Origin of the sequence: Nocardiopsis dassonvillei subsp. dassonvillei DSM 43111, assembly GCF_000092985.1 — a bacterium.
GTDB classification, from domain to species: Bacteria; Actinomycetota; Actinomycetes; order Streptosporangiales; family Streptosporangiaceae; genus Nocardiopsis; species Nocardiopsis dassonvillei.
This window is the reverse complement of the sequence record NC_014210.1, coordinates 4,742,529-4,758,141: the sequence shown is the minus strand read 5'-3', so window position 1 is coordinate 4,758,141 and position 15,613 is coordinate 4,742,529. Positions and strand designations below refer to the sequence as shown.

Below are 15,613 nucleotides of genomic sequence, written 5' to 3'. Positions count from 1 at the left end.
TTTTCGGGCTCCTCGCCACTGCACCGAAGCCCTCGTTCGCTGCGCGACCACGGACCCCGAAGGCTGATCCGAGGTACTTGGACGCAAAAAAAGTTGCCCTCGGGCCCTGGAGCGAAGGACGAAGTCTGGTTATGGTGGCAAAGCGCAGCGAACCTGGAATCGCTTGACTACTCTGGGTTATTAACCGCTGTGCGCCTCCCATTACCGTCCCCCGCAAAAGGAGAATACGAGTGCACAGGCACACCACGAGGAGAACGGTGCTCGGCCTCGCCGCGGCCGGCGCCCTCTCCGTCCCCCTGGCCCTGTCGGGCGCCGTCTCGGCCGGCGCCGACGAGCTCGCCCCCCTCCACACCGTCGGCGCCTCGGCCACCGGCGACTACTTCGTCGTCCTGGAGGACACGCTCAGCGCCGCCTCCGTCACCCCCTCGTCCCTCGGCATCTCCTCCGACCAGGTCAACCACACCTACGACGAGGTCGTCAACGGCTACTCGGCCAGCCTGAGCGCGGCGGAGGTGCGCGAACTGCGCGGGCAGTCGGGCGTCGCCTACGTCGAGGAGGTCGGCGTCGCGCACACCACCGTCACGTGGGGCCAGGACCGCATCGACCAGGAGGACCTCCCCCTGGACGGCTCCTACGGCACCACTGGCGACGGGGCCGGCGTCTCCGCCTACATCATCGACAGCGGCATCGACGCCTCGCACCCCGACTTCGGCGGTCGCGCCTCCTCCGCCTTCGACGCCTACGGCGGCGACGGCTCCGACGGCAACGGCCACGGGACCCACGTCGCGGGCACCATCGGCTCCGCCACGTACGGCGTCGCCCCCGCCGCCGACCTCTTCGGCGTCAAGGTGCTCGACGACAACGGCTCGGGCTCCTACGACGACGTCATCGCCGGTATCGACTGGGTGGCCGCCAACGCCGGATCCAACGCCGTGGCCAACCTGTCCCTGGGCGGCCCGTCCTCCCCGACCCTGGACGAGGCCGTCAACGGCCTGGCCGAGTCCGGCGTGTTCGTCGCGGTCGCGGCGGGCAACGAGGGCCAGGACGCGGGCAACACCTCTCCGGGCGGCGCCGAGGGCGTGACCACGGTCGGCGCCTCCGACGCGACCGACGCCGCGGCCGTCTTCTCCAACCACGGCCCGTCCGTCGACATCTACGCCCCCGGCGTGGACGTGGAGTCGACCGTCCCCGGCGGCGGAACCGACTCCTATGACGGCACCTCGATGGCCAGCCCGCACGTGGCCGGGGCCGCCGCCCTGTACAAGAGCGTGAACGGCGACGACGACCAGGCCACCATCCAGGACTGGCTCGTCTCCAACGCCGGCGTGGACAAGCTCAGCGGCGTTCCCGCGGGCACGGTCAACCTGCTGCTCAACGTCCAGGGCCTCTGACCCGGGGGGGTTGTGGAGACCCCGCTCTTCCACAGCCCGCTCCGCGGCCACCGCGCGAGGAGCGCACGACCGACCGTTCGGCCCCGGCCCGGGGGCAGCTCCCCCGGGCCGGGGCCGACGCGTGTCCGGGTCGCGGCCCCCGGCCCGGGAACGGAGTCGTCACTTTGGGGGCCTGTGCGGTGACTGAAAGTAATAGCCTGGTGGGGTGGACGATGGTTATCGACTGGTGTTCGTCGGTGGAATGGGCCGCTCCGGCTCGACCCTGATCGAGCGGCTCCTCGGCGAACTGCCCGGGTTCTGTTCGGTCGGCGAGGTCGTGCACCTGTGGCGGCGCGGACTGGTGGAGGACGAGCTGTGCGGCTGCGGCCGACCGTTCTCCGGCTGCGGCTTCTGGTCCGACGTGGGCAAGGAGGCCTTCGGCGGCTGGGACCGCCTGGACACGGGGGAGGTGCTGCGGCTCAAGGACCGCGTCGATCGCACCCGCTTCCTGCCGGTGCTGCTCAACGGCGCCCACCAGGGCCTGCTCGCCTCGCGCTGCGACCGCTACACCGAGCTCTACCACCGCCTGTACTCGGCGGTGTCCCTGGTCAGCGGCGCCCACGTGATCGTGGACGCCAGCAAGCACGCCTCCCTGGCCGCCTGTCTGCGCTGGCGCTACGGCGCGCGGATGCGCCTGCTGCACGTGGTGCGCGACCCGCGCGCGGTGGCCCACTCCTGGGCCAGGCGCGTGGCGCGCCCGGACGCCTCCCCCGACAGCAGCGAGCCGGAGATGGCCCGCTACTCGGCCGGGCGGGCCTCGGTGCAGTGGATGACCCAGAACGCCTGCTTCGACGCCCTGGCCCGGCGCGGCGTCCCGACCCTGCGCGTGCGCTACGAGGACTTCGTCGCCGACCCCGGGGGCGAGTTCGCCCGGATCGCGGAGTTCGCGGGGTACACGGGCACCCCTCCGGACGCGGCTCGGGGCGGCTTCGAGCTGTCGGAGGGGCACGCCGTGTCCGGCAACCCGATGCGCTTCACGGCCGGGCGCGTCGGGGTCCGCGCCGACCACGGGTGGCGTGAGGCGATGCCCTCCTGGCGGCGGCGCCTGGTGGCCGCCGTGACGGCTCCCTCCCGGGGGCGTTACGGCTACTGAAGTCCGTTTTGCCACTTCAAGGACTGTTGTTCGCCCCAATCATGACGTATGGTGTTCATCTGAACACTCTAAGTCACATTTGGAGAATTAGGGGGAGTTCGACGTGGACAGGGGACCGGTACGGGCACTGGCGACGACGGGGGCACTGACCCTCGTCCTGACACTGGTCGGAGCGGGGGACGCCCCGGCGGGCGGGGCCCCGTCCTCTCCACGGCAACCCTCGGACCGGCCCGCGGGGGTGACGGAGCCGCCCTGGCGCTGGGGGTACGCCACCGACGAGGAGTGCACCGTCTCGGAGATCCTGGAGCCCTCGTGCGGCGTCTGGTGGGGGGCCAGCCCCTACCAGGACCGGATCGAGCCCCTGGAGGAGGCGGTCGACCGCCGCATGGACATCGTCTACACCTGGCGCGGCGTCGACCAGGCCAACATCCCCGGCAGGCGCGAGCGGGAGCTGATCGCCGAGGGCAGGTTCGTGCACACCAACATCGAGGCCCGGCGGTTCACGCGCTCCGGGCATCCGGCGGTCTCCTACGAGTCCCTCATCGACGGCGAGTTCGACGACTCGCTGCGCTCCCAGGCCCGCGCCGTCGCGGAACTGGACGTGCCCTACTTCGTCACCTTCGACCACGAGGCCGACGCCAACACGCGCTACAACAGGCGCGGCACGCCCGAGGAGTTCGTGCGGGCCTGGCGGCACATCGTGGACCTGTACCGCGAGGAGGGCGCGGACAACGCCATCTGGGTGTGGAACGTGACCGGCTGGGAGGGCAACTTCGACCGCCTCCCCGGCCTGTGGCCCGGCAACGACTACGTCGACTGGGTCAGCTGGGAGGCGTACAACATGACCGGCTGCGACTCCCAGCCGCACTGGGACGAGGTGTACTCCTTCGAGGACATGATGCGCCCGGCCTACGAGTGGTTCCAGAACGAGGGGCCCGACCACGGGATCGACCCGGACAAGCCGGTGATGATCGGGGAGATGGGCACCACGCCCATCGGCTCGCAGGAGACCCTGGAGTGGTACTCCGAGATCCCCGACGTGCTGCGCCGCTACGAGCGGGTGCGCGCGGTCAAGGTGTGGGACAACAAGCTGTCCCCGGACTGCGACTTCCGGATCCGGGCCAACGAGTACGCCCAGCGCGGCTTCGAGGCCGCCGGACAGGACCCGTACGTGTACCTGCCCGAGCGGGTGCGCCGCCTGGCCGAGTACGCCCAGCAACGGGGTTGACCGCCCCGGGCCGGGGCCGTCCGGGACGGTTCGCGCGGACCGCCGCTCCCACCAGGGGGCGGCGGTCCGCGCGTGTGGGGCACGCGCTCGGGCGCGCCGGTTCAGCCGCCCACGGGCCGGAACATCGACCAGGTGCGCGGGCCGCCCCCCGGCAGCACGTACTCGGCGGTCACCCGGAAGCCGAGCGACGTGTACAGGCCCACGTTGTCCTCCGTCGACGTCTCCAGGAACGCCGGGAAGCCCGCCGCGTCGGCCTCGTGCAGGCCCGCGCCGATCACCGCGCGTCCCAGGCCCCGGCCCCGGGACGCGGGGTGGACGCCGACGGTGCCGAGGAACCACACCGGCTCCTCCGGCCGGTACGGCTCCATGGCGGCCTCGGCCGCCGCGTAGGCCGGGGCGCGGTCGCCCGCCAGCTCCACGAGCCCGGGGAGCAGGGCCTCCACGGCCTCCTGCGCGCCCTCGGAACCGGGCACCGTCCAGACGGAGACCGCTTGGAGGTCGTCGCTCACCCACACCCGTCCGTACGGAAGGCCGACGTCGGCGAGGAAGACGCGCTGGAACTCCCGCAGGCGCGTCTCGTGTCCGTCGGCGCTGATCACGTGACGGGTGAAGGGGTAGTCCGCGAAAGCGGCGGCCAGCGTGTCCGCCGCCCCCTCGACGTCCTCGGGGGTGGCTTTACGAATCATGCCTGTCCTTCCCGGCTGTTCTCGGTCCGCGCGCCGGGCTCGCCGGCGCGCGGACCGAGGTTACAGGCCCCTGCCGCGCAGATGCAGCGCGCGCGTGACCCACCCGGCGGGCACCCCGAGCACCACCGCCAGCGCCAGGTAGGCGCGGGCCTCGGCCGGGCGGCTGCGGACGGTGGTGCCGATCCAGCGCAGCGCCGCGCGTCGGCGGCCGGAGGCGGCCTCGGCGAAGGCGATCTGCCCGGCCACGCGCGCGTGGCCGCGCGGCACCAGAGCGAACTCGGGGTAGCGGTCCAGCAGCCAGCGCAGGGCGGTGGAGATGGTCCGCCAGCGCCCGGAGAAGTGCGACCTGCGGTGCCACAGCACCCGCACGCCCGGTTCGGGGATGTTGCGGATGGGGCCGCGCCGGGCCAGGCGCAGCAGCAGTTCGTAGTCCTCGGCGTAGCTGCCGGGGATCTCCTCGCTGACGGTTCCGCAGCCGTCGATCATGGCGCGGCGCCGGATGAGGAACGTGGACGGGTGCAGCTCGGTCAGGCGCGACCCCAGCAGGTCGCCGAAGGTCACGCTGGTGCGGTCCAGGCTGCGGACCGCCTCGACCCTGTCGTAGACCACCCGGATGCCGCAGCACACCATCTCCGTGCCGGGCTCGTCGAGCATGACGCCGACCTGTGCCCGGAGCTTCCCGGGCAGCCACGTGTCGTCGTCGTCGCAGAAGGCCACCAGGTCGGTGTCGGCGGCGAGCACACCGGTGTTGCGGGCCCCGGCCAGGCCGGGGGTGAGGGTGTTGGTGACCACCCGCACGGGGCGGTCGCCGTCGGAGCGGGCCAGTGAGGGGTCGGGCTGGTCGTTGTCGAAGACGACGATCGTGGTGATGCGGCCGGAGTAGTCCTGCTCGTTGATCGCCCGCAGGGTGCGGCGCAGCAGTTCCGGCCGGTCCCGGGTGGGCACCACCACGGTCACGCCGGGCAGGGGACCGGTGTCGTCGGCTCCGGAGGCGGCGGTCCGCGCGGCGGTGCGGCCGAAGATGTGGTCGGCGGCCCGGGGGACTGAGGGGGCGGCGGCCGTGGCGACGGGTTCGGCCGTCGCGCCCCGGCCCCGCGTGAGCAGGTCGATGAGCTCCCCGGCGCGCAGCGCGGCCCGCTCGGTGCCCTCGCCGTCGCCGGGGTCCACCCGGAAGTCCGCGGGCGAGGCGAGCGCCCTGTCCAGGAGCGCGCAGAGCTGCTGGGGGGTGGCGCAGGAACGCACCCGGCCCGCCTCCTCCAGACGCCGTACGAACAGGAGCTGGTGCTCGTCGACGTGCTCGTCCAGTTCGGGGTCGCGGGCGACGACGATGGGCAGGCGTCCGGCGCGGCGGGCCTGGACGATGGTGCCCGGTCCACCGTGGGCGACGACCACCCGGGCCCGGCGCATGTGCTCGCCGAGCTCCTCGCCGGGCAGGAACGGGGTGCCCGCGGCCACCTCGGGGGCGGCGCTGTGCCCGTGCTGGACCAGGAAGCGCAGGGTCCGGTGGCGCCGGGCGTAGTCGTCGATCCAGCGGACCAGCCGGTCGAAGGAGTGGTGGTCGGTGCCGAGGCTGACGACCACGTCGGGGTGGCCGCTGTCGTCGGGGCGCGGGACGGGACGCGTGGTCTGTTCGGTCAAAGCAGCGGTCCTACCGTGATGGCGGTCGGCATGAAGGCGCGCTGTTCCTCCCACTGGGCGAGGAACAGCCGGGTGAACGGACGGCACAGCCGTGCGGTGAGCGTCGGTGTGTCGAGGCGGTCGTAGACCTCGATGTAGACGGTCGGTATCCGCAGCAGCCACGCCAGGGCGAAGAAGGGCAGCGCCACCCCGGCGCCGGTGGTGACTACGGCGCACGGGCGCCGTTCGCGCAGGACGCGCACGGCCAGCCAGGCGTTGCGCAGCAGGTTGCCCACGTGGCGGGTGGTGGGGTGGAAGGCCCAACGGACGCGCTCGCCGGTCAGGGCGGACTCGGCGTCGGGGGTCCGGAAGGTCACCCACACGCGCTCGCGGTGCCGCCACCACGGACGCAGTGAGCACAGCTGGGCCAGGTGCCCTCCGCTGGAGGCCACCAGGAGAACCGGTCGTGGAGACATGGGGTCATCATTTCATAACTCTGTGTAGTCGCTGGGAGGGTCGCGGCGAGGCGCACCGGTTGTCCACAGGCGGGGGAGGGCGTCTTCCGCCGGGCGCGCGCAGGGGCTTTCATGGATAACGGGGGGTCCCCCGGGCCCGCCCGCCTCGGCGTGCCCGCACCGCCTCCGGCCGCGCTCCCCGACTGGGCGTCCTCGGCCGCCGCGTGCCTGCACTACCTTCAGCCACCGCCGGACACCCCTCCGGCCGCCGCGGCACGCCTCACCGGCGCGGGTCCAGGCCCAGCAGTCCGCGCAGCGACCACACCGTCACCAGGTGCCCCACCGCTCCCGAGGCCACCGCCATCGCCAGCGTCGCGATCCCGCCGCCCAGCAGTGCCTCCAGCAGCAGCGGCAGGACGCCGAACCACGTCAGCGCGCTGGCGGTCGCGGCCAGCACCGGGCGGCTGAACGGGTGCAGCACCACGTGGGACCGCAACTGCCACAGCGGGAGCAGCTTGCGCACCAGCATCGCGGCCACCAGGGCCACGGCCGCCCCGGTCGCTCCGGCCACGGGTACGAGCAGCACGCACACCAGCACGTTCGCCGCCAGCGACAGCACGTTGTTGACCAGGTTGAGCCGGGTCAGCCCGGTCATCGTCAGGACCAGGTCGCTCATCCCCAGCGCGGCGGCCGTCAGTTGGCCCGCACACACCACGACCAGCGCCGTCGCCCCCGCCGCGTACTCCGGCCCGAACAGCCGCATCACCTGGGGGGCGAACACCAGAACCGACAGGTACAAAGGCCACAGAAGGCACACCAGCCACGCCGTTCCCGCCTGGTAGAGGGCCCGGACCCCGGCGTGGTCGCCCGTCGCCAGCTGTTCGGCGAACCTGGGCTGGGCCGCGTACAGCACCGCCTGCGTGCCGAACTGGCCGACCACCATGACCCGCGTGGCCGCCGTGAACACCGCCGCGCCGGTCAGCCCGCCCAGGAGCGCCACGAGGACCACGCCGCCGCGCTGCACGCCCATCTGGGCGACCGCGGCCACCGCACGCGGCAGGGAGAAGGCCCAGAACGTCCGCGCCTCCACCCGCTCCACGCTCTCCTCCACGGCCTCCGGAGCCACGGCCGTCTCCGTGGTCGCGGACTCCTCACGGGCGCGGCCGATCTCCGAATCCACAGCCGTCCCAGTGGCACTGGGGGCACCATAAGTCCCCCGCTTCCCCACGGGCGCCGCTTTCCCGAGGGCATCCGCATCCCCGGAGCCGTGCGTCTTCCCGAGGGCATCCGCACCCCTGGAACCGTGCGCACCCCCGGATCCGTCCGCATCCCCGGAGGCCCCACCGGCCTCGGGAAAGGCCCGGCGCACGACACGTCCCAACCAGAACCACGCCACCACGGCCGCGGGCAGGTACGGCCCGGCCCACGCCAGCGCCAACAGCCCCGCCGCCCCCGACAGCGCGACCCCCGTCACCAGGGCCAGCTGGGCCAGCGGGCGGCCCACCTTGTCCACCAGCACGGTCCCGGCCATGTCGTGGTGGGCCCGCGTCGCGGCCAGGGCCGTGTCCGCCAGCACCGCGAACGGCAGGAACACCGCCAGCAGCCGCAGGTAGACCTCCGCCTCGCCGCCGCCCAGGCCCCGCGCCACCGGACCGGCGCACACCACCAGCAGCACCGCCAGCGCGCACGCCGCCAGCACGGCCGGGGCCGCGGCCGTCCGCAGCAGCCGGGGCACGCCCCCGGGTTCGCCGAACACGCGCATCCGGGCGATGAAGTACACCAACCCGTCCGACGCGCCCAGGTTGGCCACCACCGCGGCGATCAGGAACACTGACGTCGCCGAGAACAGCAGCCCCGCCGTCTCCTGGGAGAACGCCCGAGTGATCGTCACGATCACGGCGAGGTTCAGCGCGGCGCCGACCACGGCCCCCGCCATGTTGACCGCCCCGCCGCGCAGCACGCGGCGCAGTCCCGCCCGCTCCCGCTCCGCCGCGGCGGTCACGCGCGCCACGAGGGGACGCGCCCCCACCAGTCCGCCAGCCGCGCGTCGCTGTCGGCGAACCGCGCCGCCAGTTCCGCTCGCAGCCCCTCGGGCATGCTCGTCCGGGCGCGCGCGTTGTGCCTGCCCGGGGCGTCGCCCGGCCCGGGCGGCAGCCCCAGGAACCGCTCCACCTCACCCAGCGCCCTCGCCGTGCCGTCGAACAGGTCGGCGTGGTCCACCACGTGCATCCGGTCCCGCCCCAGGTGCTTCTCCATCCGCTCCAGCTGGTCCGCGTAGCGGCCGCGCGCCACGTAGCCGTGGTGCTGGTGGGAGTACGACCGGTACCCGGGGTCGGCCAGCATCCGCTCCTCCTCACCGGCCAGCCGCTCCGGCTCCAGTTCCAGCGCCCGCTCGAACGGTTCGGTCTCGAACCCGCGCGCGGTCTCGTGCGCGTGCGCCGAGTAGGCCCGCTCCACCGGGTCGCGCAGGATGACCACCACCCGCGCGTCCGGCAGGTCGCGGGCGATCCGCTCGGCGGCCAGCGGGTGGAACAGGTAGTACGGGCTGGACTCGACCACCCTCACCCGGGGACGCCCCCGCCGGGCCCGCAGCCCCGCGCGCGGGGGGAAGTACGCCCGGTACCGGTCCGGGCCGCCGCGGTAGCCGGTGTCGAAGTAGTGCACCCCCTTGCGCAGGGTGGGCCCGGTGACGCACGGGTGCAGGCACAGCGTCCTGAACAGCGACGTCGTGCCCGAGCGCTGCGCCCCGCAGATGAGGAAGTCGGGCAGCGCGCGGGCCGCCGCGGTGAGCGTGCCCAGACCGTCGGCGAGGGGCAGGAGCGCCTTCCGGGCCGGGACGGCCATGCGGTGGAACAGGACGGGAACGGTGCTCCGGGGCATCACGTGCTCCTTCTGTCGCAGTTTCGGTCACCCCCGGCCGCCGTCCTCGGCGCCGGGGCTCGGCGGGTCGTGTCGATCGATCGGGTGGCCTGGTTCGACGAACCGCCCGGACCCGAGAGGACCGCTCAGGCCCGGCCGGACGTTCAGGCCCAGCCGGACGTTCAGGTCCGGTGGGCGGCCTCGTGGGCCGCCCTCTCCTGGAGCCCCTCCAGCGCGGGCAGCAGCCAGTCGTCCACGGCCGCCAGGTGGCCGCCGCTCTCGTCCTGCCGGTCGTGCAGGTACCGGGTGGCCAGGTCGATCAGGTACAGCGCCATCACCGTGGACACCGTGTGGGAGCGCACCCCGGTCTCGGACATCAGCGGGTCGCGCAGCAGCCGCGACCCGCTCTCCAGCCACCGGTGCACCCCCGGGTGGACCCCGGCCTGCACGCACTCGTTGAGGTCGTAGTGCAGGGCGTCGAAGCCCGCGGGGGCGTCCATGGCGAGGCGCTCCCAGTCCCACACGAACGCGCGCCGCGCGGTGCTGGCGATGTTCCACCTGGTCAGGTCGCCGTGCCAGGCTCCGAACGGCACGTACACGTCGGGCAGACGGCGCAGCGCCGCGCGCAGGGGCGCCACCTCGGGGCGCGTGCCCAGCGTCACGATCCGCTCCTCCAGCGACCTGCGGTAGGGGCTGTCGGACAGCCTCCGGCTCCGCACCCTGGACAGCCCGACGATCTGCGTCACGCACCTCAGCAGCTGGCGCCGCGTGGGCCGGTCGGTCTGGACGCCGACCGGCAGCGCCTCCTGCACCAGCAGCGGGTGGCCGTTCCACTCGCCCTCGTGCAGCAGCCGGGGGACGGTCACGTCCGGCAGGCGGGCCTCGGCCAGCTGGCGCAGGGCGCGCGTCTCGGCGCGCACCAGGCGCGAGGTCAGGTCGTTGACGGCCACCTTGGCGTAACCGATCGTGCGTCCGCCGGGGGTGAGTAGCAGGAGCACGGGCTTGCGGTTGGCCCGGGGCGGGCCCACGTGGATGGCGACGGCCAGGTCGCGGTCCAGCGCCGTCGTGAGCGCGTGCTCGATGCCCGGACCGGCCCCCACGTACAGCCGGTCGCGCAGCAGGAGCGGGGCCAGCCCGGTGGCGAACGCCCCGGTCAGCAGCAGCGTGCGCGCCCTCTCCCGGAACGAGTGCCCCTGGGCGAAGGACGTGATGCCCCGGGTGGCAGCCGACCGGTCGTGGGCGGGCAGGATCACCCGGGGGTTCTGCGCGTTGGGGACCGGAAGGTACTGGGTGCCCCGGTCGCGGTGCGCCAGCCGCCGCATACCGCGGTCGCCGGGGCCGAGCAGCCCGCCGCACGGCCACAGCACCGCGGCGAGGTCGGTCAGGTAGGTCGTCTCGCTGTTCACCAAGGACCCCCGCGGGTGCGCGCGGTCCGCCGCCGGAGCACCGGTTCCTCGCCACGCCACAGCAGGGCGACGGCGACCATGGTGACGGCCAGCGGGGACATCAGCGCGACGTAGAAGAACATGTACCAGAACAGCAGCAGCACGGTCAGCAGCGCGCCCCGCCCCTCCAGCGTGGCCGCGCGGCGGTAGCGCCACACGACGTGCGCGAAGAAGGCGAGCATGAGGCCGGTGCCCACCCAGCCCCCGGCGATCAGCGTCATCCACAGCTGTCCCGCATTGCCGATGACGTGCTGTCCGCAGCCGGGACACTCGGAGGTGGGGCCGATCGCGATCGACTCCGAGCTGCCCAGACTCTCGCGGGTGGTGCCCCACCCCATGACCGGGGACAGGTGGGCGGCCTCCACGGACGCCGCGTTGGTGGCGGCCCGGCCGTCGTCGCTGTGCGGGTTGTCGATCCTGGTCCGCACCACGTCGGCGAGCGGTGAGGCGGCCAGCGCCAGCAGCACCGCCAGGCCCGCGACGGCGCAGGCGCCCACCAGGACCACCCGGCCGCGGCGCAGCGCCACCAGGGCCGCGAAGGCCGCGGACAGGGCCAGCCCCGCCCACAGGGCCCGGTTGAGCGAGTACACGGCGGGGACCACGGCCAGCGCGGCGGCGGCCAGCCCGCCCCAGCGCACCCACCCCGAACCCTGCGCCACCCAGCCCACCACCAGCCACACCAGCAGCAGGGAGAGCATGTAGCCCCAGACGTTGGTGTACTCCCAGGGCGCCTTCGGGCGGGCCGACTCGTACCCGAAGATGTCCATGACCTGCGCGGACGCCGGGTGGATGAGGGTCTGCATGTAGGCATCGGAGGCGAGGGCCTCGGGGAGCAGGTACTCCATCGGGGCCGTGAACTCGAACCGGGGTGCGAGCATGCCCAGGTAGCCGCCCGCGACCGTGGTCAGGCACAGCACCGCCAGCGCGCCCACGACCGCGCGCGTGGGCAGTTCGCGCTCGGAGAGGTTGCCGACGTAGAGCACCAGGACCGTCAGCACCAGGTAGTTGACCGCCCGGAGCACGGCGCCGCCGTATCCGCCGCTGCCCGGCACCGTGCCGGGCATCTCCAGGTGGACCAGGCACAGGCCCAGCACCGTCCACAGCAGGAACAGCGCCCACAGCCAGAACCCCGGGGGGACCCGCAGCCCCGTGGCGCGGTGCCGGCGCACCAGTTCGGCGGCCATCGGGACCGCGAACAGCCAGTACGCGAACTGCCCCAGGCCCAGCGCCCACCACAGCGGATACCCGGCCAGCAGCCAGAGCAGCGGCCGACCGTCGGTCCCGCCCGCCGGGAGCGGGCCCCCGACGACGGGGCCCGCCGCCCCGGCGGTCGGCCGGGGGGCGCTCGCGGACGTGCTCCAGGCCATCAGTTCCGTGTCCCCGGGGCCGTGTCCGGGGCGGTGTCAGGGGCGCTGTCCGGGGAGTCGGAGTCCCCGGCGGCTCCGGTCGGCCGGGACTCCTCGGCCCCCTCGGCCCCCTCGGCCGCGAAGGCCACGAGGGCCTCCGTGGCCTCGGCGCCGCTGACGGTCGCCTCGGGGTCGTGGGGCTCCCGCGCCTCGGCGGTCCGGGCCAGCCCGAAGGCCATCTCCGCCTCCGAGGCCGTACCCGGGGCCGCGGCGTCCTCCTCGGTCCGGCCGGTCCCGGCGGCCTCGGGCGTCACCGGGATCTGGGTGGCGCCGTCGCCTCCCAGCACGCGGGGGACCTCCAGGCCCGCGGGTATCCCGCCGTCGCGGGGGGCCGCCGCGTCCTGCGCGGTGCCGTCGTCCGCCCCGGCCGCCTCCGCGATCCGCTCGGCCGTCTCGGCTTCGGACACCCCGGAGCGCTCCTGGGCGGTGTCGTCGCCTCCGGCGCGCTCGTCACCGGCGCGCTCGCCGCCGCCCGGGACCGCGGACTCCGCGTCCCCGTCGCGAGCCCGCGAAGGCGTGCCGGCGGCACCGTCGGCCGTGCTCCTCCCGCTCTCCGCGGCCTCGGGCTCCTCCGCGGCCTCCGCCCGCCGGGGACCGGGAACCCCGGGGACACCCTCGGCGTCCCTGGGAGCCGGGGGCCGGGCCGCCCCGCCGCGCCCCCGCGTCCCCGCGGTCCCGGCGGTGGCGGGCAGCTCGCTGACGATGCCGGTCAGCGTGATCCCCGCACCGGCGCGGCCCTTCGCGGCCCCGGCCGCCTCGTCCGCCCCGGCCGCTCCGTCCCTTCCGGGCGTGCGGTCGGGCCCGGTGGTCTGTTCCCCGGCGACCGGCTCGGCCGCGGACGGCGACGCCACCGGCGCGGGTCCGGCCAGCGGCTGGCGCGGCAGCACGGCCGTGCCCGGAACGGGAACCCCGAACCGGTCGGCGAGGACGAGCAGCTCCCCCAGTTCGGCGCGGCGCGTGCGGTCCAGTTCGACCACCGGCAGCATCAGGTCGGCCGAACCGGCCAGCGCGTGCGCGTCGGCCCGCTCGCTCACCGGCGCCACCGCCACCACCACGTACTCCGCCCCCGCCCGCAGCAGCCGCACCAGTTCCGGCATGGCGGTGCCCTGCACCGGCGCGTCCATACCCGGCGACCCGTAGCGCAGCACCCGCAGACGGGGCACCGCGTCGGGCCGCACCTCCAGGTCGGCGGGGTCCTCACCCTCCAGCAGCGCCTCGGCCAGGCCGGGGCCCTCCGGCAGCCCCAGCAGCTCGCCGACCGCGTCGGTGCGGGGGTCGGCGCACACCAGCAGCGTCTCCGAGCCCGTGCGGGCCAGGGAGGCGGCCAGGTTCACCGCGGTCGCCGCACCGGCGCGGCCCGGGGTGGTCGCGGTGACGAGCAGCACGCGGCCGAGGACCGCCTCCTCGTCCCCGAGGAGCACGGCCAGTTCGCCCTCCCCCCGGGCGCCGCCCGCGCCCGCTCCGGCGCGGTCGGACACCCCCGTCCCACCCGCCCCGGTCGGCCCAGCGACCTCCGAGGGTCCGCCGGCCGCCGCGGGAACGGGGACCGCGGCGAGGCGGGCGCGCACCAGGTGCGCGAACTCGTTGACCCGCTGCCCGCGCCGGTCGCCGTCCGGCAGCAGCCCGGGGGAGCGCTGGCCGCGCCCGACCCGCTCGGACAGGTCGAGCAGCACCGGCACCGCCCCGATCCGCCCGGTCTCCTCGGCGTCGTGCAGCCTCGGGTCGAGGCGGTCGCGCACCACGGCCGCCAGCAGCCCCGTCAGCAGGCCGAGCGCGGCGCCGCCGACCAGCCACAGGGCGGGTATCGGGCTGCTCGCGCGCTCGGGGAGCCCCGCCGGGGTGATGACACTGCCGGGCTCGACCGTCTCCGCCAGGGCGCTGAGCGGGCTGATGCCGTTGCCCAGCTCGGTGATCTCCGCGCGCAGAGCCTCCACCCGCGCGTCCGCGCCGGGGGCGGCGGACTCCCCGGCGGTCTCGGCGAGGGCCTCGTAACGGGCCTCCTGCTCACCGCGCAGCGCCTCCAGGTGGCTCTCGATCAGCCCGTCGATCCGCTCGCGGCGCAGTTCGAGGTAGGCGTCGGCGTAGGCCTGCGCGCCCGCCCGCGCGGCCTCGGGGCTCCCGGCGGAGTAGCTGATCTCCAGGACGCTGCTGTTGGGGGGAACGCTCACGTCCACCCGCTCGCGCAGGTCCGCCACGGAGGGCGCGGCACCGCCCTCCTCCGCCAGGGCCTCGGCCACGGCGGACGACACGCGCTCCGACAGCAGGACCTGTGCCTCGGTGTCGAGGTTGACGTCCCCGGCCAGGCGGCCGGAGCGCTCCCCGGTGAACTCGGCCATCCCGCTGGGCTGGACCTGGACGGCGGAGACGGAGGTGTAGGCGGCGGGGAGTGCGACCACCGCGGCGGAGGCCAGGGCCAGCCCGCCGAGCACCCCGGCGCCGACGAACCGCCAGCGGCGGCGCAGCAGTGCCGTGTACTCCCTCAGTTCCGGTCCGGACGGGCCGGGAGCGTCGGTGTCCATCGAGTCCTCTCCGCGCAAGGGTGGTCAACACTTTTAGTGATTGATTGCATACTAAGTGTAATCCCTTGGGGGGTCTCCGCAGCGTGGGCGAGCGGCCGTTTCCCGACTCGGGTAGCGACCGGAGCCGGAGAGCGCGTCACCACCCGGGAAGGACCCCGGGCACGCGAAGGGGGCGGCGGGACACTCCCGCCGCCCCCTTCGGGCACCCCGACCGGCCTAGCTGATGACCACCGTTGGCGGAAGGCCGGTGGAGGACTCCCACGCCTCGTCGCACTCGTTCTGGCTGGAGACCGTGTGCGCCAGGGCCGAGCAGTCCCGGTACTGCGCCATCTGCTCCTGGTACACCACGGCCACCGCGAACAGCGACAGCGACATCACGATCCCCAGCACGCCCACGACCACGCTCATCAGCGCGCCCGGCGCCTCGGTGCGGTTCGCCCGCGCGGCCCGCCTCGCCCGGAAACCCTGCACGACACCGAACACGGACAGCACGACCCCGTAGGGCGGCAGCAGCAGACCGGCCGCCCCGAAGAACAGGCCCCACAGGCCGCCGCGTTCGGCTCTGGGCGGCTGCCCCTCGGTCCGGGGCTCCGGGCTGTTGTCGGTCAAGGTTCACTCCTTATGCGCGCCCCGCTCGGGGCGCCGTGGTCGCCTCCGCCGCACGGAGGCTACCCGTCGTCCATGGTCACGCCGGTCCGCGGGCCGCCGAGACCCCCGTCACAGGCCGGCCAACACCCACTCCCCGTGGGTAGACGCTACCTGGACCGATAGGGTGGGAACGCGGGCGGGCCCAACGGGCGCGCCCGTCGCCCGCCCGTCACCCGCCACCACCCCCAACGGACGCCTCCGGCCCACGGAAGCCCGCGGGGGAGCGC

12 protein-coding genes are annotated in these 15,613 nt (G+C 74.5%); 3 read left to right on the top strand and 9 right to left on the bottom strand.

Going from position 1 to position 15,613, the window contains the following annotated elements:
• Positions 1–230 precede the first annotated feature (230 nt).
• From NDAS_RS19665 to NDAS_RS19655, 3 genes are all read left to right on the top strand, one after another.
• Entirely contained in the window at positions 231–1,391 is a 1,161-nt protein-coding gene (locus NDAS_RS19665; protein ID WP_041552877.1) for a S8 family peptidase, read from the top strand.
• Between the two features lie 241 nt (positions 1,392–1,632).
• A complete protein-coding gene (locus tag NDAS_RS19660; protein WP_041552876.1) occupies positions 1,633–2,523 on the top strand; it encodes a sulfotransferase in 891 nt (296 codons plus the stop codon).
• 238 nt (positions 2,524–2,761) lie between these two features.
• Positions 2,762–3,751: a glycoside hydrolase family 26 protein gene (locus NDAS_RS19655; RefSeq protein WP_370013250.1), complete on the top strand. Its 990-nt coding sequence runs from the start codon at positions 2,762–2,764 to the stop codon at positions 3,749–3,751.
• A 101-nt stretch (positions 3,752–3,852) separates the two neighbouring features.
• Here the strand turns inward: NDAS_RS19655 and NDAS_RS19650 are convergent, their stop codons facing one another.
• The 9 genes from NDAS_RS19650 to NDAS_RS19610 all read right to left on the bottom strand — a co-directional run bounded on the left by NDAS_RS19650 (position 3,853) and on the right by NDAS_RS19610 (position 15,347).
• Positions 3,853–4,437 carry a GNAT family N-acetyltransferase gene (locus NDAS_RS19650; RefSeq protein ID WP_013154978.1) on the bottom strand — a complete coding sequence of 195 codons (585 nt, stop codon included), beginning with the start codon at positions 4,435–4,437 and terminating at the stop codon, positions 3,853–3,855.
• A gap of 60 nt (positions 4,438–4,497) precedes the next feature.
• Positions 4,498–6,075 (bottom strand): glycosyltransferase, encoded by a 1,578-nt coding sequence (locus tag NDAS_RS19645; RefSeq protein ID WP_013154977.1) that lies wholly within the window; start codon positions 6,073–6,075, stop codon positions 4,498–4,500.
• Complete coding sequence (locus NDAS_RS19640; protein ID WP_013154976.1) at positions 6,072–6,530, bottom strand: glycosyltransferase family 28 protein; 459 nt, start codon at positions 6,528–6,530, stop codon at positions 6,072–6,074. The genes NDAS_RS19645 and NDAS_RS19640 overlap by 4 nt, the downstream gene beginning before the upstream one ends.
• Before the next feature lie 259 nt (positions 6,531–6,789).
• The gene (locus NDAS_RS19635) at positions 6,790–8,538 is read right to left on the bottom strand and encodes a lipopolysaccharide biosynthesis protein (protein WP_013154975.1); all 1,749 of its coding nucleotides are present in this window, start codon (positions 8,536–8,538) and stop codon (positions 6,790–6,792) included.
• The gene (locus tag NDAS_RS19630) at positions 8,508–9,389 is read right to left on the bottom strand and encodes a sulfotransferase domain-containing protein (protein WP_013154974.1); all 882 of its coding nucleotides are present in this window, start codon (positions 9,387–9,389) and stop codon (positions 8,508–8,510) included. Before NDAS_RS19630 ends, NDAS_RS19635 begins: the two co-directional genes overlap by 31 nt.
• Positions 9,390–9,550: 161 nt before the next feature.
• The gene (locus NDAS_RS19625; RefSeq protein WP_013154973.1) at positions 9,551–10,774 is read right to left on the bottom strand and encodes a phosphotransferase; all 1,224 of its coding nucleotides are present in this window, start codon (positions 10,772–10,774) and stop codon (positions 9,551–9,553) included.
• Positions 10,771–12,180 carry a ligase gene (locus NDAS_RS19620; protein WP_013154972.1) on the bottom strand — a complete coding sequence of 470 codons (1,410 nt, stop codon included), beginning with the start codon at positions 12,178–12,180 and terminating at the stop codon, positions 10,771–10,773. Before NDAS_RS19620 ends, NDAS_RS19625 begins: the two co-directional genes overlap by 4 nt.
• On the bottom strand, positions 12,180–14,738 hold the full coding sequence (locus NDAS_RS19615) for a lipopolysaccharide biosynthesis protein (protein WP_013154971.1): 2,559 nt from the start codon (positions 14,736–14,738) through the stop codon (positions 12,180–12,182). Before NDAS_RS19615 ends, NDAS_RS19620 begins: the two co-directional genes overlap by 1 nt.
• A 216-nt stretch (positions 14,739–14,954) precedes the next feature.
• Positions 14,955–15,347, bottom strand: a complete 393-nt coding sequence (locus NDAS_RS19610; protein WP_013154970.1) for a hypothetical protein — start codon at positions 15,345–15,347, stop codon at positions 14,955–14,957.
• Positions 15,348–15,613: the final 266 nt, after the last annotated feature.

Excerpts from the sequence above, each read along its gene's own strand:
- NDAS_RS19660 (WP_041552876.1), top strand. The coding sequence starts at position 1,633 with ATGGGCCGCTCCGGCTCGACCCTGATCGAGCGGCTCCTCGGCGAACTG.
- NDAS_RS19650 (WP_013154978.1), bottom strand. The coding sequence starts at position 4,437 with ATGATTCGTAAAGCCACCCCCGAGGACGTCGAGGGGGCGGCGGACACG.
- NDAS_RS19640 (WP_013154976.1), bottom strand. The coding sequence starts at position 6,530 with ATGTCTCCACGACCGGTTCTCCTGGTGGCCTCCAGCGGAGGGCACCTG.
- NDAS_RS19630 (WP_013154974.1), bottom strand. The coding sequence starts at position 9,389 with ATGCCCCGGAGCACCGTTCCCGTCCTGTTCCACCGCATGGCCGTCCCG.
- NDAS_RS19620 (WP_013154972.1), bottom strand. The coding sequence starts at position 12,180 with ATGGCCTGGAGCACGTCCGCGAGCGCCCCCCGGCCGACCGCCGGGGCG.
- NDAS_RS19615 (WP_013154971.1), bottom strand. The coding sequence starts at position 14,738 with ATGGACACCGACGCTCCCGGCCCGTCCGGACCGGAACTGAGGGAGTAC.